This window comes from Acinetobacter sp. WCHAc010034 (genome assembly GCF_001696615.3).
GTDB lineage: Bacteria > Pseudomonadota > Gammaproteobacteria > Pseudomonadales > Moraxellaceae > Acinetobacter.
Map to the genome: position 1 here is coordinate 557,997 of NZ_CP032279.1, position 20,866 is coordinate 578,862.

27 protein-coding genes and 1 tRNA gene are annotated in these 20,866 nt (G+C 48.0%); 13 read left to right on the top strand and 15 right to left on the bottom strand.

Annotation, left to right across the window (positions count from 1 at the left end):
* Positions 1-91: 91 nt before the first annotated feature.
* The 6 genes from dnaB to BEN74_RS04115 are packed head-to-tail and all read right to left on the bottom strand — an operon-like array spanning position 92 to position 3,251.
* Entirely contained in the window at positions 92-1,468 is a 1,377-nt protein-coding gene (dnaB, locus tag BEN74_RS04095; RefSeq protein ID WP_119285024.1) for a replicative DNA helicase, read from the bottom strand.
* Positions 1,461-2,273, bottom strand: a complete 813-nt coding sequence (locus BEN74_RS04100) for a helix-turn-helix domain-containing protein (RefSeq protein ID WP_119285026.1) — start codon at positions 2,271-2,273, stop codon at positions 1,461-1,463. Before BEN74_RS04100 ends, dnaB begins: the two co-directional genes overlap by 8 nt.
* Positions 2,270-2,425, bottom strand: coding sequence for a hypothetical protein (locus tag BEN74_RS19270; RefSeq protein ID WP_162898132.1), 156 nt, complete (start codon positions 2,423-2,425; stop codon positions 2,270-2,272). The genes BEN74_RS04100 and BEN74_RS19270 overlap by 4 nt, the downstream gene beginning before the upstream one ends.
* Positions 2,403-2,702, bottom strand: a complete 300-nt coding sequence (locus tag BEN74_RS04105; RefSeq protein ID WP_086374416.1) for a hypothetical protein — start codon at positions 2,700-2,702, stop codon at positions 2,403-2,405. The genes BEN74_RS19270 and BEN74_RS04105 overlap by 23 nt, the downstream gene beginning before the upstream one ends.
* Before the next feature lie 49 nt (positions 2,703-2,751).
* On the bottom strand, positions 2,752-3,027 hold the full coding sequence (locus tag BEN74_RS04110; RefSeq protein WP_068912639.1) for a hypothetical protein: 276 nt from the start codon (positions 3,025-3,027) through the stop codon (positions 2,752-2,754).
* Between the two features lie 8 nt (positions 3,028-3,035).
* On the bottom strand, positions 3,036-3,251 hold the full coding sequence (locus tag BEN74_RS04115; RefSeq protein ID WP_068912643.1) for a hypothetical protein: 216 nt from the start codon (positions 3,249-3,251) through the stop codon (positions 3,036-3,038).
* A 98-nt stretch (positions 3,252-3,349) separates the two neighbouring features.
* Here BEN74_RS04115 and BEN74_RS04120 point away from each other — a divergent pair, with 98 nt between their 5' ends.
* From BEN74_RS04120 to BEN74_RS04170, 12 genes are all read left to right on the top strand, one after another.
* A complete protein-coding gene (locus BEN74_RS04120; RefSeq protein ID WP_068912646.1) occupies positions 3,350-4,069 on the top strand; it encodes a LexA family protein in 720 nt (239 codons plus the stop codon).
* A 123-nt stretch (positions 4,070-4,192) separates the two neighbouring features.
* On the top strand, positions 4,193-4,753 hold the full coding sequence (locus BEN74_RS04125; protein WP_068912648.1) for a DUF6932 family protein: 561 nt from the start codon (positions 4,193-4,195) through the stop codon (positions 4,751-4,753).
* Positions 4,750-5,670, top strand: coding sequence for a hypothetical protein (locus BEN74_RS04130; RefSeq protein WP_068912651.1), 921 nt, complete (start codon positions 4,750-4,752; stop codon positions 5,668-5,670). Before BEN74_RS04125 ends, BEN74_RS04130 begins: the two co-directional genes overlap by 4 nt.
* Positions 5,671-5,762: 92 nt before the next feature.
* Positions 5,763-6,101 carry a hypothetical protein gene (locus BEN74_RS04135; RefSeq protein ID WP_068912653.1) on the top strand — a complete coding sequence of 113 codons (339 nt, stop codon included), beginning with the start codon at positions 5,763-5,765 and terminating at the stop codon, positions 6,099-6,101.
* A gap of 355 nt (positions 6,102-6,456) precedes the next feature.
* The gene (locus BEN74_RS04140) at positions 6,457-6,885 is read left to right on the top strand and encodes a hypothetical protein (RefSeq protein ID WP_068912656.1); all 429 of its coding nucleotides are present in this window, start codon (positions 6,457-6,459) and stop codon (positions 6,883-6,885) included.
* Positions 6,885-7,469, top strand: coding sequence for a hypothetical protein (locus tag BEN74_RS04145; RefSeq protein WP_068912659.1), 585 nt, complete (start codon positions 6,885-6,887; stop codon positions 7,467-7,469). The genes BEN74_RS04140 and BEN74_RS04145 overlap by 1 nt, the downstream gene beginning before the upstream one ends.
* Positions 7,470-7,480: 11 nt before the next feature.
* A complete protein-coding gene (locus tag BEN74_RS04150) occupies positions 7,481-8,608 on the top strand; it encodes an ATP-binding protein (RefSeq protein ID WP_068912662.1) in 1,128 nt (375 codons plus the stop codon).
* Positions 8,605-9,495 (top strand): hypothetical protein, encoded by an 891-nt coding sequence (locus BEN74_RS04155; protein WP_119285028.1) that lies wholly within the window; start codon positions 8,605-8,607, stop codon positions 9,493-9,495. Before BEN74_RS04150 ends, BEN74_RS04155 begins: the two co-directional genes overlap by 4 nt.
* The gene (locus BEN74_RS19275; protein ID WP_162898133.1) at positions 9,492-9,635 is read left to right on the top strand and encodes a hypothetical protein; all 144 of its coding nucleotides are present in this window, start codon (positions 9,492-9,494) and stop codon (positions 9,633-9,635) included. The genes BEN74_RS04155 and BEN74_RS19275 overlap by 4 nt, the downstream gene beginning before the upstream one ends.
* A complete protein-coding gene (locus tag BEN74_RS04160; RefSeq protein ID WP_213072368.1) occupies positions 9,632-9,952 on the top strand; it encodes a hypothetical protein in 321 nt (106 codons plus the stop codon). Before BEN74_RS19275 ends, BEN74_RS04160 begins: the two co-directional genes overlap by 4 nt.
* The gene (locus BEN74_RS04165) at positions 9,945-10,190 is read left to right on the top strand and encodes a hypothetical protein (protein ID WP_068913064.1); all 246 of its coding nucleotides are present in this window, start codon (positions 9,945-9,947) and stop codon (positions 10,188-10,190) included. Before BEN74_RS04160 ends, BEN74_RS04165 begins: the two co-directional genes overlap by 8 nt.
* Positions 10,190-10,477, top strand: coding sequence for a hypothetical protein (locus tag BEN74_RS04170; RefSeq protein ID WP_068913066.1), 288 nt, complete (start codon positions 10,190-10,192; stop codon positions 10,475-10,477). The genes BEN74_RS04165 and BEN74_RS04170 overlap by 1 nt, the downstream gene beginning before the upstream one ends.
* A gap of 33 nt (positions 10,478-10,510) precedes the next feature.
* Here BEN74_RS04170 and BEN74_RS04175 read toward each other — a convergent pair whose 3' ends face one another.
* The 9 genes from BEN74_RS04175 to efp form a co-directional block, all read right to left on the bottom strand.
* Positions 10,511-10,792: a hypothetical protein gene (locus BEN74_RS04175; RefSeq protein ID WP_068913068.1), complete on the bottom strand. Its 282-nt coding sequence runs from the start codon at positions 10,790-10,792 to the stop codon at positions 10,511-10,513.
* A gap of 45 nt (positions 10,793-10,837) precedes the next feature.
* Positions 10,838-11,848: a tyrosine-type recombinase/integrase gene (locus BEN74_RS04180; RefSeq protein ID WP_068913070.1), complete on the bottom strand. Its 1,011-nt coding sequence runs from the start codon at positions 11,846-11,848 to the stop codon at positions 10,838-10,840.
* Between the two features lie 174 nt (positions 11,849-12,022).
* Positions 12,023-12,099: transfer RNA gene (locus BEN74_RS04185), tRNA-Val, on the bottom strand.
* 50 nt (positions 12,100-12,149) lie between these two features.
* Positions 12,150-14,150 carry a transglutaminaseTgpA domain-containing protein gene (locus tag BEN74_RS04190; RefSeq protein ID WP_068913072.1) on the bottom strand — a complete coding sequence of 667 codons (2,001 nt, stop codon included), beginning with the start codon at positions 14,148-14,150 and terminating at the stop codon, positions 12,150-12,152.
* Positions 14,151-14,156: 6 nt separating this feature from the next.
* Complete coding sequence (locus BEN74_RS04195; RefSeq protein WP_068913074.1) at positions 14,157-15,062, bottom strand: DUF58 domain-containing protein; 906 nt, start codon at positions 15,060-15,062, stop codon at positions 14,157-14,159.
* Between the two features lie 26 nt (positions 15,063-15,088).
* A complete protein-coding gene (locus BEN74_RS04200; RefSeq protein WP_068913076.1) occupies positions 15,089-16,045 on the bottom strand; it encodes an AAA family ATPase in 957 nt (318 codons plus the stop codon).
* A 236-nt stretch (positions 16,046-16,281) separates the two neighbouring features.
* On the bottom strand, positions 16,282-16,584 hold the full coding sequence (locus tag BEN74_RS04205; protein ID WP_068913079.1) for a YbdD/YjiX family protein: 303 nt from the start codon (positions 16,582-16,584) through the stop codon (positions 16,282-16,284).
* Positions 16,585-16,594: 10 nt separating this feature from the next.
* Positions 16,595-18,694: a carbon starvation CstA family protein gene (locus BEN74_RS04210; RefSeq protein ID WP_068913081.1), complete on the bottom strand. Its 2,100-nt coding sequence runs from the start codon at positions 18,692-18,694 to the stop codon at positions 16,595-16,597.
* Positions 18,695-18,939: 245 nt separating this feature from the next.
* A complete protein-coding gene (gene efp, locus BEN74_RS04215) occupies positions 18,940-19,509 on the bottom strand; it encodes an elongation factor P (protein WP_068913083.1) in 570 nt (189 codons plus the stop codon).
* Positions 19,510-19,840: 331 nt separating this feature from the next.
* Here efp and epmB point away from each other — a divergent pair, with 331 nt between their 5' ends.
* Positions 19,841-20,857 (top strand): EF-P beta-lysylation protein EpmB, encoded by a 1,017-nt coding sequence (epmB, locus tag BEN74_RS04220; RefSeq protein ID WP_068913085.1) that lies wholly within the window; start codon positions 19,841-19,843, stop codon positions 20,855-20,857.
* Positions 20,858-20,866 lie beyond the last annotated feature (9 nt).

A 20,866-nucleotide genomic window follows, 5' to 3' on the forward strand; every position in this document is an offset into this window, starting at 1 on the left:
CCCAGCACAAAATTTGAGTTTTCAGAATTGCTTACTGCTGCGCAAAACGCGATTAAGGCCCACAGGCAAATGAATAGGATTGTTTCGTTATTCACACCCCACCTCCCAAGCCGTGAATCTGCTCAATCGCCTGGCTGTCCAGATTTGAAAACTGGCAATACTTCAGCTGGGCATGCATGTATGCCGTACCCGGTTCCCCATGGCGGTTCTTGCCTAAAATCGCTTCCGCAATCCCTCTGTATTTGGAGTCCTTGTGATAAATCTCATCGCGGTACAGGAAGATGATCTGATCCGCATCCTGTTCAATGGCGCCTGATTCGCGGAGGTCTGACATCATAGGGCGTTTGTTTGGCCGCTTTTCCAATTCACGGTTCAGCTGCGACAGCAGCACAATCACGCAGTCAAACTCTTTGGCCATCGCCTTAAGCTCGCCGGTGAAATAGGCAATCTTCAAGTCTTCGCGCGCAAACTGCTTTGTGGTTTTCATGATCTGCAGGTAGTCAATGAAGACTGCGCCTATTGAGCCGTACTGATGCTTCACCTTGCGGATTGATTCGCGGATATTGGCGATTGACGGGCGCGAAGTGTCGTTGATCTGCAGCGGCACATTCGCAAACATGGTTACGGCGCGCGTATAGGCCGTGAATTCTTCCTGCGGCAGCATATGCGGCGCATTGCGGACTTTGCTGATGTCTGCGGGGCCGGCCGCGCAGCACATCCGCATGGCGATCTGTTCCTTCGGCATTTCACCGGACATGATCAAAACCGGCTTCTGCTGGAATATCGCCACATTGCTGGCAATCACCTGCATCATTGTGGTTTTTCCCATGGCCGGGCGCGCCGCGATAACCGTCAGGCAGCCCGGCTCAATATCGCCCAGCTTCTGGTCCAGATCATGAATGCCTGTCTGTATGCCCTTGATCATCGTTTTGCCGGCGGCGGCGGCTGTCATCTTTTCATGCATTTCAAGGAAAGTATTCGCTGCAGCTTCGTGAATGTGGAACAGCGATTCACTCGCCTGCTCGGTGTTGATTTCAGCGAACAGGCCCTGCGCTTCCTGCACCAGCTCGCCGCGGCTGACAGTCAGGTTTTGAGCCTTCTGGATAATTTTGTGCGCTTCCTCTTCGACCTTCCGGCAGGTGGTCAGGTCTTTGAGTTTTTCAGCGTAGGAAACCAGGTTGTAAAAACTGGAAGGCGCTTCCTGCATCACCTGGATGAGATACTGCTCACCGCCTGCCTGTTCGATCATGCCGTGGGATGCAAGCCACTCGTTCACCAGTACGGCGTCATACGGTGAGTTTTTAGCGTCCAGATCAGCCACGGCCTTGAAGATCAGCTTGTGGCGCGTAGCGTGGAAGTCATCTTCCGTCAGCAGGTTTTCAACGTGAGTGTAAGACTCGGAAACGGTCATCAGCGCAGCCAGCACCGCCTGCTCAATCTGCACACTGTGGATTTTGGTGTTAAGCATTGCGGCCTCCTAAGAATCCTTTTGGTTTTTCAGGGAGGCTGAAACCTTGCGGCGCGTTCTGCTGTGCCGGAGCCGATTGCCCAGGAATACTTTCGCTGTATTCAGGATGGCGTTTTTGATGTTTCTCAAACTTGTCGATAATCCACGCTGTGAACTTGTGGAGCTTTTGAGAATCAGATAAAACTCGTCCATCGAAATGGGAATTGAATGAGCTCAGTTCAAATTCGAAATTCGGCAATCCAAAAATCAGTTCAAGATTTTTTTCATGACCTGCGATTTTGATTTTCGTTTCCAATGATTTTTGATCTGGAATCCATTCGTGTTCACACAAAAGATTTATTGATAGATTCAATGGTAGATTCCCTAACCCAAATTTGGGTTCGTTACCGATACCGTTTTTGGGTTCGTTACCCTCCAAATTTGGGTTCGTTACCCCATTAATAACAACACCGTTTTTGGTATCGTTACCAAATTCGGTATCGTTCCGTTTTTGGGTTTGTTTAACTGCACCGTTTTTGGGTGCGTTATGTTCTCGGGAATCAACTCCTACCAGCTGTAAAACCCGAACTTGTTTTGTATTTCCTTTGCGCTCGCCTGTATCAAAAATCAAGCCTATTTCGATAAGTTCATTCACTGCTTTTTGAACTGTTTTTAGGTTCAGCAGTGTGTCTTCAGCCAGGCGTTTATTGCTTGGATAGCAGGTATGATCCTCGCCGGCGCGATCCGCCAGCGAAAGAAGTATTAAGCGCTGCGGAGAATTACTGACTGGCGCAGTCCACGCCCAGCGTGTTGCATCAACACTCATTTTGCCCCCTGCATAACAAAAGAAGACAGCTGCAGGCGTGCATCAGCGACTGCCTGAGCGGTTTTGACGGTCTTGCATAGCGCATGGGCCGTCACGGCGGAGCGGAAGCGCTCAATGAGACGGTTCAGCTCAATTTCCTGCAGCATGGTCATTCCCTGCCTCCATAATCCGCTTCTTTGCTTCGCGTTCCGATGCGCTGGCTGGCCGTATCAAATGCTTCAGTGCAAACTTATCGTCTTCATCCATAAACACGCTGAGGCGGTCTACGGCAGAAACTGTCATCAGGTGGCCCGGCATGTCGTCATGCACAAAAACAACGGCATCGCCAACCATGAAGTCAGCATCCGGCACCAGGCAGTTCCTACACTGCTCTTCTTTAAAATCCGTACACTTGTCCGCGCATGGGTGCTGTGGTAAATTTGATCTCATATTCGATCCCCTCAAAAGTTTTGAATTAATAAAAGCCTGACCTAGACCGTCAGGCTTTTTCTTTGCCTAAATCCCTGTGAATCCCTTCCGATCCCTCTGAGATTTCCACTTCTGTGCTTAACTCCCTGATTAACCCTGTTAATCCCAAACGCTCCATGTTTTTTGCCTCTATATTGAGAATATGCCACTCGCCAGCGATCTCTTTTTCGAGCAGCCAAGCGAGATATTGAGCAACAGGTTTACCTTTGAAATTAGCTAAAACCTTTGCTCTCTGATGATTCTCAGGAGATAGACGCACATGCGTAGAATTTTTATCAAGACTCATAAATTGTCCTACTTTGGTAGACCTACTTTTAAAAGGGTTTTCTTAGAAACCTTCCCTTTTGTATTTTTTTCAATGATCTCTGAATAGTTGGTTTGTCCAGTGTATTCAGTGCGGGGAAGTGAATCCTTTTCGATCCATTTGTACATAGCTCGCGGTGTTTTACCGATCCATGCAGCAACAGTATTCACTCCGCCAGCATCATCAATGCATGACTTCAGGTTCATTTTTAACTCCAATATGAACTTATGGTTCAACTTTAACAAGAACTGATAGTTCTTTCAATACAAATTATTATTGAACTGATGGTTCACAAGGTATTTCAATGAATAGCACAACAGAAAAAATAAAAGAGGAATTTGCAAAACGCATAAATAAGGCAATGGATGATAAGAATTATCCGCTTCGAGGGCGTGCGCGAGTTTTAAGTCGTGAGTTTGGTGTTTCTGACAAAGGTGCAGGCAAATGGCTTAAGGGCGAAGCAATTCCTGAGACATCAAAAATCCCATTACTCGCTGATTTCTTAGGTGTATCCGCTGAATGGTTGTTGAATGGGGCAAGTAATGCCGCAAATTCAGGGAATTCAAGTGAGGTTTTTGGGAATGTAAGACCAACTGGAAAAGTTTTGAGAGAAATCCCTGTGCTTGATTTTGTTCAAGCAGGTATGTGGAAGGAGGTTGCTTACGATGGGCTAAATCCAAAAGGAAGAGCTTATACAACTTACGAGGGCGTAAATCCCAAGGCTGTATTCTCACTGACTATTGATGGCATGAGCATGGCTCCAGATTTTTTACCTGGTGATGAGATTGTGGTGGATGCGGCCAAATCCCCAGTTCCGGGGTCGCTGGTTGTGGCGCAAGAGACTCAACATGGTACAGCCTTAACTACATTTAAAAAATATCGCGTTGTTGGGGTTAATGAGCATGGGGTGGATATTATTGAGCTGGTGCCATTAAATCCTGACTACCCCACTTACAACTCCATGCAAATTGAAATTTCAATTATTGGAGTTGTGGTGCAACACCATAGAGAATTTAAGTATTAAAAACAAAACCCAAGCATATCCATGCTTGGGCTTGTATAGAGCAAAACTGCGAACCCGACGCAGTCCTTTAGAAGATATCGGGAGTGAAATTTTAGAGGGTGGAATGTGATACCAGAATTTAATATGGCAGGTTTGATCCCGCCAATACGACCGGGTGTTCCGGGCCATAGCGCGGATCGTTCACCATATGTAGTCGATATCTCAAGTGTAATCTTAAGATTCGCCACAACACCAAAAAGAATTCAAATTTTAAAAGGCTTTTTAGAGTTTAGGCAAAATTTCTACGCATTAGGTGTTATTGATGGTTTTCAATGGGTTGATGGTAGTTTTTGTCAAGATATTGAGACAATTGAGTCTAGAGATCCAGGGGACATTGATGTTGTCACTTTCTTTTACACACCTCAAGGAGTAGACCTAACTGCTGAACTAATAGAATCAATTACAAACCTTCTGAATTCGGAATACACAAAGCCTCGGTTTAATGTAGATGCTTATGGGATGCAATTAGGTACAACATTTACAGCATCAACAGTCCAAACCTTGAGCTACTGGTACAGTATGTGGTCACATAGAAAAAGTGATAATATGTGGAAAGGATTTGTACAAGTCCCTTTATCTCCAACGGAAGATAAGCAAGCAATTATTGAACTTAACAAAATCGAAATTCAGGAGGAAATGCAATGAATTACAACGAATTCGAAAATTTAACTTCTGAAGTTTCATTGCTTGAAAGTTTACTGAAGGATACGCCAGCTGAAAATATTTTTGACAGATTTAGTATTGAAAAAAGATTAAATAAGGCTAGAAACAAGCTGGGAACAATAAACCCAAATCACATATCAAAAAAAGCTAAGCTTACCTTTAGAGGGCCTTATGTTACAGGCAGCGAATCCATTTCAGCTATATTTGCATCACAAGCAACTATGCTTTTTTCTGATGCTGTAGCAGCTATATCCGCAGCAATGTCTGGAGAATTAAACTATAAAGGTAAAATTCCAAATAAACTCAACAATCAGTTAATGATTACAGGCATGGCAACAGGCTCTTTTGGCTTTGAGTTTGACTTACCCAAACCTGATACTCATGATTTGTATGCAGAGCAACCAATAGTAGATACCGCATTAGAAGAAATTTCGAAGTTATTCCTAATTTCTGCCACTGGATCTGATGAAGAGTTAATGGAAGTAATTAGTGAGGTTCACCCCCGAGCCGCAAAAACTGTTTTCAATTTTTTAAAGTTTCTTCAAGAACAAAACTCACTCTGTGGTTTTGAATTTAATGATAAATTTTTCCGATTCTATGATCAAGACCAATTGGCAAGATCTGTATGCCGGCTTGATAGCAACAATATTCATGAAACAGTTCAGCCACACAAAGGGGAGTTTCAGGGAGTATTACCTAACTCAAGAACCTTTGAATTTAAGTCATATGATGAAGATCGAGTAATTCGTGGAAAATTTGATTTAAATATTAGTGATCCTGACATAGTAAACCGAGAATGGCTCCACAAGTCCATCTTAATAGATTTTACTGTAACCCAAGTAGGTGATAGTCAACCACGCTTCACGATTCATGATTTAGAAAGCATCAAGTTAACTTAATATTTCAAACTCCAAGCACCCACCCCAGCGGTGGGTTTTCTTTTCTTCATTTCCACTTATAATTCATATTCCAATAACAACAAGATCCAACTATGAAAAAAATAACACTTATGGCCCTACCCCTCACTCTGTTCTTCACTGGCTGTCAAAAGCAGCAGGCTGAAGATGCAAAACCTGACGCCGCCATTGTCGCGCAATTTGAAAAATCGGATGCTGTTATTGGCGCTTATCTGGATAAGCTGGACAGCCCAGAAACGCCGCAGGGCGAAAAGGCTCAGATTCTCTGCAGAGATTACCCTGCAGAATACAAAACAAAATATATGCCGGCGCTATTGGTGTTATCGCCAGGCGAATATACCGAAGCTAACTTGCTGGCTGATTTGAAGTCTGTTTTGGATTACTATAAAAATAAATCTGCGATTAAATGCTAAAATTAAAACAGCATATTGCTTACAGGTGAAGCCATGGAAAGATATGTCATTATTGTAATTTTGATCATAATCGCAGTCTTGCTGGTAGCATTTTACAATAAGAAAAAATGATACGCAGACCGCTACGACAAGCTTTTCTTTTTAGATATCTAAGATTCAACACACAACCCATCCCTGTGATGGGTTTTCTTTTGCCTATTAAAGCATATAACAGAACCAATAATTCAAATAATAAAAATAAGTGAACTTTTAGTTCTTGACTTAATTGAACCAATAGTTCATATTTATCCCGTACCCACAAAAAAGCCCTGACACTTTGAACGGGATCAGGGCTTTGCAAAACTGCGAGATAAGTATGAATAAAACTCTCACTCCAATCAATAGCCTCAAGCTAACACTTGGTGCAGCTGTTGTAACAATCGGCGCTTTAGCCTTCGCCTACAACCCGGATATTGGCGGCACTGCGCCAGCCGAAAACAAGACAGTTCCCGCTTACACAGCTGTTGCGGCCATGGCCCTGAGTTCTGCCAGCACCGGCACCGCGGTGATCCGCCTGGACGGCTTCACTCTCGACGTCAGCTTTGAGTTTGAAAAATTTGAAGACAGCTACGGCGTACCCGGCAGCGAATTCACAACTGCGGAAATCACCCGCCTGAATGTAGACAAGGTCCTCGATGACGCTGGCTATCCGGTCCGGGATTTCACTGACTTTACTGACCACCGCAATATCAATGCCATGCTGGTCGAGCACATGCTTAAAAACCGCATGCTGGAGGCTGTGTAATGAAAACCAATTTTACAAAACCATTCCGTGAAGACCTCGGCCTGGATAACGCCGGTTTCCACCGCATCCGCATGGGAAACACTGTTTACTGCGTGAAAGACAATGTGATTTACACGCTGAACGCCGCCGGCGAACTAAGCCGCGTGGATGAATCCACACTGGCAGCCAAGTCTTGGATCCGCCGCAATGTGAATGAAGTGCTTGGGCTGAAGAAATACAGCGCCCGCTTCGTCTGCAAGGCCCATAACGGCTATGTCGTTGATGTAAACGGTACTGAATACATTATTGGCGTTTCTGCAGAGTTCACCAAAGGCTTTGACCGCAATGTGTTTGACCGGGCCGCGCCAAGCTTCTTTTGGCAATGCGTACTGGAGATTAAGAATTACATGCAGCAGCGCGCGCCGGCAGAAGTCGTGAATGCGCTGGCCTTCCAGACTGCAGTTAAAGCCGCTTTGAATCCGCAGCGGGCTATTGACCGGGCAAAGAAAAAACACAGCATGAACCGCTGGCACTCGCGCCATGAATGCGAGCAGTACAAGATCAAGCGCCACAATACTGATGCCTTCGGCACTACGTTCAAGTAAGGGGAAATGACATGGCTCTTGCAATTATTCCAGCTGACCAGGCGTTAAATGTCAGCGCAATCATCACCTATATTTACGCAGATCCAGGCTTAGGCAAAACCTCACTGGGGTTTACCGCTGACAAGGCTATTTCTTTTGACTTTGACCGCGGCGCGCACCGCACCGGTGAACTCCGCCGCGGGGCTGTTGTGCCTGTTCAGCAATGGGCTGACATTGAAAATATTAAAGAGCAGGATCTGGCGCCTTTCAATACGGTAGTCATCGATACCGTTGGCGCAATGCTCGAATCCATTAAAACCCATTTGCTCAAGACAGCGAATAACCGCCAGCAGGACGGAGCCTTAAAACTCAAAGCTCAAGGCTTGGCCAACATGAAATTCAAGCAGTACATCAATACCCTGCTGAGCTTCGGCAAAGATGTAGTTTTTATTGCCCACGCTTCTGAAGATCAGAACGGCGACCAGGTCATTTACCGGCCCGAGCTGGGCGGCAAAAACAGGAATGAGCTGTACCGCATCGCCGACATGATGGGATATATGACAACCGTCACCACCGGCGAAGGCAAGAATGCCCGCGTCATCAACTTCAAGCCATCCCCTGTGCACCATGCCAAAAACTCAGGCGCTCTGGGCGGTGAAACAGGCGAGGTCTGGGTGCCGGACTTAAAAACCAATCCAACCTTTCTGGCGGATCTGATTTCAGATGCCAAGGCCCACATCAACACATTGACTCCTGCTCAGCTTGCATCTGCCAAGGCGCTTGAAGACCTTGAAAACTGGAAGCAAAGCTGCGAAGAGGCCATGCATGCCGGCGATCTGAATCAGCTGACTGAAACCCTGAAGCTGGACAAAGAGCATATGTATTACCAGAACATGCGCCAAGCCATGCTGGCGCGCGCTAAGGCTGTGAGCTGCACCTTTGATAAAGAGCGCGACACATGGATCAGCCCGCCTGAGTTTAATGGCATCAATGACGCCCAGCGCGATGACCTGCAGGCATTTATGGATCAGTGCGGTTTAGATGCTAAGGCGGCATGCGAGCATTTAGGCATTGATTCACTGATGCAAATCGATTCCAGTCAAATCCAGGCAGTAAAACACGATCTTGAACAATTAGCGAAAGCGGGAGCAACAGCATGAAAATTTTAACCGGCAATGAAGCCTTTGCAGCAATGGCTGCTGGCCAGAAAATCGAATGCCGCCACGCTGAATCAAATCTTGATTTTGATGACATCCGTGACTTCCCTGCTACTGTGTTTATTGATACGGCGTATGAGTTCCGCATTGCCGTTATCTATATGACAATCGGAAAAATGTCTTTGCCGGAGGCCATCAAAGAGGCCCCGGCCAAAGGCACCCAATGCTTTGTTCCATCGGTTCTCACCGAGAAGCTGAGCAAGTCCTTCAAATGGAAAAACTCTGACGCTGATTTAGCCTTTATGCAGCGCGGTCTGGTTCATCTGTATGAGCAAAACGCAGTGAGGCATGCTGCCGCATTGATTGCGGTCGGCGGCGGCGCAGTGCCGGCAGGAAATGACACTGAAGCAGCCGGGCTGGCTAAGGCTGATGATTCATTGCCCTGGGAAGATCCGGCAGAGGCAGAAAAGCCTCAGGCTGTGCCTGCCGGCCAAGAAAATACGGCGCCAGCAGAAGCTGAACAGCAAATCGAAGATATCAAGCAGAAAGCAGTCCTGGATGATCTTCTCGAACGCGCAGCTACTGCCAAAACACCTGCGGAAGCAACGGCCCTCACCGGCTATACAAAGTCATGGACCGAAGAGCAGCGCAAGCCACTGGTTGAGGCAATTCACAAGCGCCTGAATGAGCTGAATCCGCCGGAAGCAGCCGAGATAAAACAGCCGCCGTCACTTCTGGTCCAAATTCAAAATGCAGCCGATCTGACCGAACTGGACTGTCTGGAAATTGAGACTGCCGGCCGGCACCCGGACATTCAGCCAAAATTGATGGCAGCCGTAAAACGGCGCCGCGCCGAGCTGGAGAGTCAGGCTGGTGAGGAGGCTTCATGAAATTCAAATATTCAACCATCACCCGGACACTGATAGTGTTCGGGGCAAAAATGGACCACATCTTCAATAACGTCAGTGTCGGTGAAATTGAAGAGCTCGTAATGAATGCGAAATTAAAAGAAGCTGTCTGGAGAGGATGATGGATATTGAATTGGAGAGAAAGGCTTTTGAGGCTTGGCATGAATCGAAATACGGCGAGCATGTTACTTGGGCAAATGGCGCCCCAGTTAGCCACATTCATGATGACCGCTGGCAGGGATGGCGGGCAGCCATTGCTCAGGCAACGCAGGAAGGTTTTGTTTTGGTGCCAATTGAATCGCTGAAAGTGGCTTTATTTTGGATGAATGAAGATATCGATCCTTGGCAGATGGGTAGTAATAGCTTTGCCGATTTATTTGAACATAAGCCAATTCTAGAAAAAGCTTTGGTTGAAGCACAGGAGCAAGACCATGATTGAGAAAATTGAAAATCCGTTAAATCTCGGTCTTGACCAAGTTGATGTTTTACTTGCAGAGCTTCAAAAGACCTCTGATGAATATAGTGATGATCTAGGCATCTTCTCACTTGATGAATCTGGCGTTTCCATTGAAATTAAAACCAAATCTAGTGAATACAGCTATAGCCTTGAACAGTTAAAAAAACTGAAAGTTGAACTTGAAGATCCGTTGCTGCAAAGTTTGAGGGAGGTTCCTTGATGGCAATTGGAACATATCAGATTACCGTAGTCGGTGATGCTCCTGAGGTTTTTGTGGGATCATCACTCGGCGGCGCAAGAATCATTTCAATTGAGGATATTAGCCCGAAATTGATTTCCGCTGCCGAATTGGCTAAACAATATGGCATCAGTGTAGATGCTGTGCGTGATCGATGCTCTGAGATAAATAGAGGCACAAGCGGTAAGTGCCTGTACGACCCAGAACAAGCAAATATCATATTAACGCTAAAACCGGTGGTTAAGCGCGGCCGGGCGAGAAAGAACTAATGACCAAGAAAAAAGGGCTTTACGCCCTTTCCGTCATTTCATTTCGTACTTTACAAATCTATTCCATTCATCAATAGCGTCCGAAGCAGCTTGTTGATGATTTCTAATTTCTTTATTTTGCTTTTCCACAAAGTCAGCTATACAGCGCTGGTAACTTTCGACATCATTCAAATACCGCTTCAATTCCCACTCACTACTAAACTTATAAGGCTTATATGGTTTAGAGCAATAAGAAGACGGCACAATAATGTCAGCATGCGTAGAATTCATAAATAATAAAACACAAGCTAAAATTGTTAATTTATTAAGCTTCATTATTTCCCCTCAAAATAATATTTATAATGAATTATTAGGACTTTTTTACGCATCAAGCATATCAGCAATATCCTCTACGTCAGGATTATAATAAGTATTAACGAGAACCTTAATATTTTTATGCCCTGTCACTTTCGCCAATATTTCTACTGGTAATTTTTGATTATTCACAAACCGAGTAATCGCTTCATGGCGTGTATCATGAAAATGAATATCCTCTAATCCAACTTTGGCTTTACGCCGTTCCCACATCAATCTGAAAGCGTTTTCACTTTGCGGGATTAGTTTATCTTTGTCATGTTTTATTAGATCCAGCAGGGCTAAAGCCTTTTTAGTCAGCGGAACATTGCGAGCATCGCCGTTCTTGGTTTTAGGTAAATGCACATGACGATCATAAATCTCCGATACCTTAATGCCAAGAATTTCGCCACGGCGCATTGCTGTTTCTAGTGCGAATAAAAATGCCCATGCAACATAGTGTTCTGGCAATGTCGGCACCTGCCCCTGCTGATAACCCAAGCCTTCTAAAATAAGATCAATTTCGCCATCACGAATACGGCGATTACGAGCCTTGGGTTTAGTTGGCTTTTTTACATTTACCCATGGGTTGCTTTCCAGCAAAAATAGTTCTTTTACGGCGTATGAAAAGACAGAACTATATAGCGCCATTTCGCGAAGCAGGGTATTTGCACCAACCTGCTTTGCTCTATTATTTCGCCAGGCTGTTAAGTGTTTTGAAGTAATGTCATGAATCGACATATCTACCAGTGCACCAAATTTCTCATCAAAAGGAGCTATTTGCTCTTTTACATATTTTGAGCCGCGCAGCTTTTTGCCATGCTCTTCGTAATATTTATAAAATAGCGTTTTAAATGGGTAGGGCGGTTTCGCCCCCATATCTTCTTCCAGCTTATTTGCCTTAGCCTCAAGAACTTTTTGAGCAGCCCATTGTTCGCATTCTTTTGCTGTATCTCTTGTAGCGCTATAGGTCTTGCCATCAATCATAATCTTGACTCGATAACTAGAACCGCGCTTAACAGGTTTAGGTAATTTCATGGTCTAAACTCAAAATTCTTGGTCTAATCTTGGTCTAAATTTATCGGCATTAACGGCAAAAAATACAGATTCTGCGGATAGCGCGGATAACTCAAACTTAATTAGAAGGCAATAAAAAAGGGCTTTAAGCTACTGTTTTCGCTTAAAACCCTTATAGCATACTGCTTTGAATCTTGGTAGGTATATCCAGACTCGAACTGGAGACCTCTACGATGTCAACGTAGCGCTCTAACCAACTGAGCTATACACCTAGAATGGAAAGCATCATATGCATTTTTTTTTGCTCAGACAAGAGGTTTCATCACTTTTTTAACGCATATGCGCAAGTTTTAAACAAATCCTTAATTTCACGCATATTTCTCTCAGATTGGCCCTTGGGCGCATAGGCATACTGCGCATGCAGCCGAACCAGCTGCTGGAAATAAAGCTGATCATCCGGCGCAGCCTGCAAAGACAGGCGCTGCAGCCAAGCCGAAACCGTTTCCGCAGGCTGTTTCTGCAATTGCGGAGCCAATTGCTTATTAAACCGCTCAAGGCTGCGCTGCAGCTCAGAAACCTGCCGCAAGCGCAGCCAGTACATCCAGCCTAAATACAGCAGCAATAGCGCAATAATACCGCCGGCTAATGCCAGCGCGCCTGAATAAACAGAATTCAAGCCAATCTTCTGGAACCAGCTGCGCTGCGATTCAGCATTATAGCCGACCACTTTGCTTTGCCACTGATAGCTGGCGTAATCATTCCAAATACGCATTTTGGTCAGCAAGGCATACTGGCGGTAAGACCATTCAGACTGGTTTCCGCCAAATACGCTCCGCTCATCTTCCATATAGTTCTGCATGCCGCCATCAATCCGGTGCGGCGCCACAATTGCCGTAGGGTCATAGCGCTGCCACCGCCCATTCAGCCACACCTCCGTCCAGGCATGCGCATCCAGCTGGCGCACTTCCCAGCTTCTGCCGTCTGGAGCCGACTGGCCGCCTTGATAGCCGGTCACTATTCTGGCCGGAATGCCAGCATAGCGCATCAGCATGGCAAAGCTGGAGGCGTAATGCTCACAAAAGCCCTGACGCGTGCCGAACAAGAACTCATCAATGCGGTTCTGTCCCAAAGTTCCCGGACTTAAAGTATAGGCAAAGCCGTTCTTCCGATACCATTCAAGCACCTTCTGAATATACAGCCGTGGATTTCCCCCGCTCTGCTGCAGCAGCTGTTGCGCCAGCTGCTGCGACTTCAAGTCGCGGCCTTTAATGACTTGCGTATTCAGCAGCGCCAGCCGCTGCAGCTGCCGTTCATCTCTCATGCGCAGATCTGCAGGCCCAATCCACATCAGCGGGATCGGTTCATTTTTTACATTCTGCCTTTGCGGCGTAATGCGCCAATCCTGCCCAAGCTGATAGCGGCTTTCCAAGGGCACTGATTTTTCCAGCGCCATAATCCAGGTCACGCGCGGGTCGGCCGCCAAATACTGATACGCCAGCTGCTTATGGGCTTTCTGCACCACCTCATTCGGCTGAATCAGGCGCTGGTTGCTGAAACTGCTGGTCCAGCGCGCGCCATCGTATTCATCCAGCACCAGCGCGCGCCAGTACAGTTCAGGCCGCGCAGGCAGCTGCTGCAAATCGCCGATAATCCGGAAAGCCAAGGCGCTGGACTGTGACAATCGGGAAATATCGCCCGGCGACATGCTGTCGCTGATTCCCGTAACGGCTTTATTCTGCGGAACAGGAATGTGCCACAGCGGCGGCAGGCGCGGAAAAAATAAAAACAGCAGGATAAAAAACGGCAAGGCATGCAGCAGAAACCTGCCCACATGCGCCATATCTTGCTTTAGGGATGAAATATTGTCCTGCGCGCCCTGCTCAAATTCGCTGATTTGCAGCCGGTACAGGCCGGTAAAGCTGCTGAGCAGGCACAGCAAAACCGCGGCAGCCATGGCAAATGACTGGCTGAGCAGAAACGAACTGGCGCTGACGAATAAGGCAAAATTGAACAGAATAATGACATCCCGCCGGCTTTTGCTTTCCAGCGCCTTGGCAAATAAAAAGGTCGATAAAACCGCCACGCCGGCTTCAATACCTAAGAAGGTTTGATAGCTGAAGTAGATGCTGGCCAAGGCGGCAAGCGTCAGGGCAAAGGCCCAGACTTTTTTGACCGGCGGCTTATCCGCCCGCATGCTGTACAGCAGGCACAGCCAGATCAGCGCGAAAATCAGGATCAAAGGCAATGGCAGAAAAAGCATCTGCGCAGCCAGCAGAAGCAGCAGGCTCATCAAAATGGCGATATGCACGGAACGCGGAATCATGGCGGCCTACGCCTGCGCCAAAAGCAGCTTAGCCTGCAGCAGCTGCTGCCCGCCAGCGCCGCTGGGCAATTGCGCATTCGGCAAATGCAGCGCATAGGCGCACTGCAGCTGTTCGCACTGCTCAGCCAGCCCCATCATCAGGCTGAGTTTTTCTTCATGCGATGCGCTGGGCATGCGCTCATAATAAATTTCAACATGATGCTGCTCCTGATGCTGTTCAAACACTTTGACATGCAGCCCCTGCCCCCGCGCAGCCTGCTTCCAGGACACCGCCTGCAGTGAATCGCCGGGCTTATAACCGCGCAGCTCCCTGAATTCATCTAAATCCTGCTCAAAGCTCTGCTGATGGTATTTATTTTCCGCAGCTGCCATTTTCGCCTGCGGCGCAATCCAGCTGATCTGCTGCAAATACAGGTACGTCCATGCGCGCACCAAGCCAAATGGATAAACCGAAAAAATCTGGATATTCGGGTAATGAAACTGCCCGCGCTGCGCGGCTAAAAATGAAATGCGGCATGCCTGCTTCAGCTCAGCCATGCGCATTTTATGCAGCTGATCCCCGGCCTGAATCCAGAGATAGCGCGCCTGCTTCTGCGGCTGGCTGAAGTACAGATTCAAATGCACCGCTTCGCCGGCCTGCCCTACTTCTGCGCAGCTGACATCAATCTTCAAGCCATGCAGCTGCTTAAAGGTCAGGTAAAAGCTGATGCACAGCACCGCGCTGATTAGAAAGCAGAAGCCTAAAATCAGGTTATTGGCATAATTCACGCCGGCAATAAAGGTGATCAGAATCAGCACCAGAAACAGATAGCCCTGCTGATAGATGAAAACCAGCACATCATTTTGCCTGAGCTGCTTTTCCTGAGTAAATTTAAACCGCTTCGCCAGCCAGTTTTGCCATGCAGATGCCAATGCCGCCTCCTTAAATCCAGATTGCCTTAAGCAATGCTGACTTGCTGCATCAGCTGATGCGTTTCAGCTTCGCTCGCCCCAATGCGGTGCGCAACTACGGCATTGAAAACCGCCTGCACATCATCCGGCGTAACAAAGCTGCGCTGCGCGATCAGGGCATGCGCCTGCGCCGCCTTTTTCAGCGCCAGCACGCCACGCGTCGAGAGGCCCTGCCGGCCTTTGCGGGTTTCTTCGGCTAAGTCCAGCATGTATTCCAGCACGGCGTCGCCGGTGTAAATCTGCTGCGCCAATTGCTGCAGCTGCAGAATATCCTGCTCTTGAAATACATGCGCCAAGCCGGCGATCAATTCCTGACGCGGACTTTGCTGCATCAGGGCTTTTTCAGCCTGGCGCGAAGGATAGCCCAGTGACAGGCGCATTAAAAAGCGGTCCAGCTGCGACTCCGGCAAGGCATAGGTGCCGCTTTGAAACAGCGGATTTTGCGTGGCAATCACCCAAAACGGCTGCGGCAAGGCGTAGCGCGCGCCATCGACTGTTGTCAGGCCCTCTTCCATGGCTTCCAGCAAAGCGCTTTGAGTTTTAGGGCTACAACGGTTAATCTCATCGGCCAGCAAAATCTGGGTAAAGATCGGGCCTTGCTTAAACTCAAATTGATGCTCTTTCTGATTGAACATATTGATGCCGATCACATCGCTGGCCAGCATGTCATTAGTAAACTGGATGCGCTGGAATTTCAAGCCGGCCAGCTGCGCAAGGCTGCTGGCGAGCGTGGTTTTACCCAAACCCGGCAAGTCTTCAAACAGCACATGCCCGCCTGCCAGCAGGCTGCATAAAGCCAGCGTGGCCTGCTGATTTTTATCAAGGATAATCTGGTTAACTTGCTTAAGGAATTCATTGATTTTAGGATAGAATGCGGCCAGCTTCTGCTCATCCGGCAAGCCAGCCTGTTCCGCTATTTTTGTTTTTTCTGTTCCCCAAAGCACCTTTTATTCCCCAATAAAAAAGTTTATACAGCGGCTAACATACAGGGTTTTAAGGAATATACAAAGGCTAAAAGCGGATTTCAGCGCCTCAGAAAAACCGCGCAGGCAATCAATCCTGTTTTTTATATAGGGCGCTGCAGAACTATTCACAGCTGAACCTTAAAGCGCTGAAATGGCGTGCGTCATTCCAAGGCATAAAAAACGGCATATCGCATGCCGTTCTTTCACCGCTCAGCTCAGCAAGGGCATTTCTTCATATTCCCTCCCGCAGACGGATAGCGCGCATCCACACAGTAGCGGTAAAATGTTTTCGCATCCATGGCGTCCAAATCCGGATGATTGTTTTTCATATGCTCCAGATAATTCTGATAATCCGGAACCCCCACCATCAGGCGGAAGCTTTGCTGCAGGCGCTGCCAAAGGGTCGCTATGCGCGACCAGTTCTTCGGATTCAAAACCAAATCCTTCTGCGACATAATGGTCATCTTGATGATTTTATAAATCACCGCTTTGCCGCTTCTTGCAAATTTAAGATTCATCGCCGGCTCCTTAATGGCTCTTCACTGCAACAATGTCTTTAGGGTCGCGGTAAACCGCTTCCGCCTCATGCACGGTCGGCACAGGACTGGCCAAAGCTTTGCGGATCACCCGAATAGCGGCGATCAGCATCACAATAGCGACAATCATAAAGAAGCCGCAAAGCACCGCATTGATCTGATTTGAAAATGCCACGGTATGCATTTCAGCCACGGTTTTCGCCGGCGCCAAAATTTCATTTTTCGCAATCGCCGCATTGAAACGCTCCGCCTGCGCCAAGAAGCCGATTTTCGGATTTTCATGGAAGATCTTTTGCCAGCCTGCCGTCATTGAGGTGATGAACAGGAAAATCGTCGGGATCACCGTGACCCAAACGTATTTTTCTTTCTTCATTTTAAACAGAATCACTGTGCCTAAAATCAGCGCCATGGCCGCCAAAATCTGGTTGCCGATGCCGAACAGCGGCCATAAGCTGTTAATCCCGCCCAGCGGGTCAACCACGCCCTGATAGACAAAGAAGCCCCAGCCCGCAACAGCCACCGCGGTGCCAAGCATATTGCCGAAGAAGTTATGCGAATTTTTCACCGTAGGAATCACAATGCCGACGGTGTCCTGAACCATGAAGCGGCAGGCACGCGTGCCGGCATCCACTGCAGTTAAAATAAACAGCGCCTCAAACAGAATGGCGAAGTGATACCAAAACGCCATCATGGAGCGGTTGTTGAAGATTTCGGTAATGATATGCGCCATGCCGATGGCAAAAGTCGGCGCGCCGCCGGTACGCGACAGAATTGAATGCTCGCCCACTTCCTGCGCCAGCAGGGCCAAAGCTTCAGGCGTAACCACAAAGCCAAGGTTGCGCACCGCCTCAGAAGCCGATTCAACGGTGGTGCCCAGCACCGCAGTCGGCGCATTAATGGCGAAATACACGCCCGGATCAAGTATGGTTGCGCAGATCATCGCCATAATGGCGACAAAAGATTCCATCAGCATGCCGCCGTAGCCGATCATGCGGATATCCACTTCATTGTTCACCAGCTTTGGCGTCGTTCCTGAAGAAACCAAAGCATGGAAGCCGGAAATAGCCCCGCAGGCGATGGTAATGAACAGGAATGGAAACATGGAGCCGGAAAATACCGGGCCTGTGCCATCGACAAAATGCGTCACCGACGGCATTTTCAGCATCGGCATGGCCACCATGATGCCCACCGCCAAACCGGCAATCACGCCTATTTTCAGGAAAGTCGAGAGATAATCGCGCGGCGCCAGCAGCAGCCAGACCGGCAGCACCGAAGCGATGAAGCCGTAGGCGATCAGCCACCAGGTCAGCGTTGTGCCGGACAGCGTAAAGAATGGCCCCCAGTACGGATGCTGCGCGATATCGCCGCCGTAGATAATACCTGCCATCATCAGCACAAAGCCGATGATCGACACTTCGGCAATTTTGCCCGGGCGCAGAAAGCGCATGTAAATGCCCATGAAAATTGCGATTGGAACCGTCGCCGCAATGCTGAATACGCCCCACGGGCTGTTGGTCAGCGCCTTCACCACCACCAGCGCCAGCACGGCAAGGATAATAATCATGACGCCCAGCGCGCCCAGCATGACAATCACGCCGGCAAAAGAGCCCAGTTCCTGCTTGGCCATTTCGCCCAGCGAACGGCCGTCACGGCGGGTCGAAATGAACAGCACCAGAAAGTCCTGCACGGCGCCGGCAAAGACCACGCCGATCAGCAGCCAAAGCGTGCCCGGCAGATAGCCCATTTGCGCCGCCAAAATCGGCCCAACCAAAGGCCCCGCGCCGGCAATCGCAGCGAAGTGATGGCCGAACAGCACGCCTTTATTGGTCGGCACATAATCCAGGCCGTCATTCAGGCGGTGCGCCGGCGTCAGGCGCCGCGCATCCAGCTCAAAAATCCTGTTGGCAATGAATAAACTGTAAAATCGGTAAGCGATGCTGTATACACAGATCGCAGCCAGAACCAGCCATACCGCATTGACATGCTCGCCGCGGCTGACAGCGAGTATCCCAAAGGAAACTGCGCCTACAATTGCGACAATAAGCCAAAGCAGCTTGGCCGCCGGTCCAGACTTCTGTTGAATAGATTCCATTTCAATCCCTCATATCTGTTGCATAAAATCAGCTTGTTGTTGTTCGAGGTACCGCTGTTTCCGCCCTTGCTGCCTGACTCCTTATCTTATTTGCTTTTATGTACGGTTTAATTTTTATGTCCCGTTTGCCCAATTTCAGCCGGCTGCGCAAGCCGCTGATGAAAAATCGGCAGCCCTGAATGCTTAGGCATGAAAAAAGGGATGATTTCCATCATCCCTTCTGATAATAGTCTATTTTTAAACCATTATGCACGTTCTAAATAATCACCGGTACGGGTGTCTACGCGAACGCTTTCTTCCTGCTGCACAAACAATGGAACACGCACGACAGCGCCTGTTTCCAGTTTAGCCGGCTTGCCGCCGCCGCCAGATGTATCGCCGCGCACGCCCGGGTCAGTTTCAACAATTTTCAGCACCACGAAGTTCGGCGCGCTGACGTTCAGCGGCACGCCATTGAACAGCATAATGGTGCAAAGCTCGTTAGAGTCATCTTTCAGCCATTTCACCGCATCGCCCATTGCTGTTTTATCAGCTGCGATTTGCTCGAAAGATTCCGGGTCCATGAAGTTCCACATTTCGCCATCGTTGTACAAGTAGTTCATTTCCACTTCTACGATGTCTGCAGCTTCTAAAGATTCGCCAGATTTAAAAGTTTTTTCCAAAACTTTGCCTGATCTTAAGTTGCGCAGTTTTACACGGTTGAACGCTTGGCCTTTACCAGGCTTTACGTATTCATTTTCCATGATTGAACATGGGTTGCCGTCAAGCATAACCTTAAGGCCTGACTTGAAATCATTTGTAGAATAATAGGCCATGACTGGCACACTCCAAACTTACTAATTTAATCTATGAATGCGGAGGGATTCTGCTAATTCATCAGCTTTGCGACAGCGGACTTTTCAACTGAGGCAAGGCGCGTATTGTGAGGTTTAGTATTCTAAATGAGCAACACGCAGCGAAGCAACGTAAAAAAAGACCCTGAGCCTCCGGCTTAGAGGTAAAATATCCGTGACAATGCGCGGATCTTGACAACGGCAAGGCCATTGACTAGTTTCACGCCTCAATCGAGACAATTTTTTCCTAATAACGCTTTAGGTCATATGAATTGCCTGCAATCCCCTAACCCAGCATTATTTAACACGTGGCATGATAAACTATTTGTATCAAGAGCAAAACTGGCAATCACAGCTCAGCGACTTAATTACTGACCCTTTGGAACTGCTGGAGACGCTCAAGCTGTCGCCTGATCAATTATTATCAGGCGCAATCCTGGCCTCAGAACAGTTTAAGCTGCGTGTTCCGCGCGCTTTCGCAGCCAAAATGCGCGCGGGCGATCCGCTCGACCCGCTCCTGCTGCAGATTCTGCCGCATCATTTAGAGCTGGAAGACCATCCGGGCTTTGTAACCGACCCTTTAGGCGAAGAGCAGGCCAATCAGCAGCCGGGCGTGCTGCATAAATACAAGTCGCGCTTCCTGCTGACCTTGACCGGCGCCTGCGCAGTACACTGCCGCTACTGTTTCCGCCGCCATTTTCCCTATCAGGAAAATCTGCCGAAAACCGAAGACTGGCCCAGCATTCAGCAGTATATTCAAAGCCAGCCTGAAATTAATGAAGTGATTTTAAGCGGCGGCGACCCGCTGACCCTGTCCAACCGCAAATTGCAGCTTTGGATTGAACGGCTGGAGTCCCTGCCGCAAATTAAATTTCTGAGAATTCATTCACGGGTTCCCATCGTAATCCCCAACCGTGTCGATGAAGCGCTGGTTTCCATATTAAAAAACAGTAGGCTGCGCATTATTCTGGTGGTACACTCAAATCACGCATCTGAGTTGGATGATTTTACCTGCAGCAAGCTTTCTGAGTTAGTCCGGGAACAAATCACTGTACTGAATCAGGCGGTATTATTGAAAGGGGTAAATGATGCTGCCGATGTGTTAGTCAATTTAAGCTACCGCTTATTTGACGCCGGCGTTATGCCGTATTATTTGCATGTTCTTGATAAAGTAAAAGGCGCGCATCATTTTGATCGCTCGCCAGAAGATATCAGCCAAATTTATGCTGAGGTTCTAGCCAGCCTTCCAGGCTATCTGGTGCCGAAGCTGGTGCGGGAAATTGCGGGCGAAAAAAACAAAACACCGCTTTTTGGAGTTTCAACTTTTTGAGTTAAATAA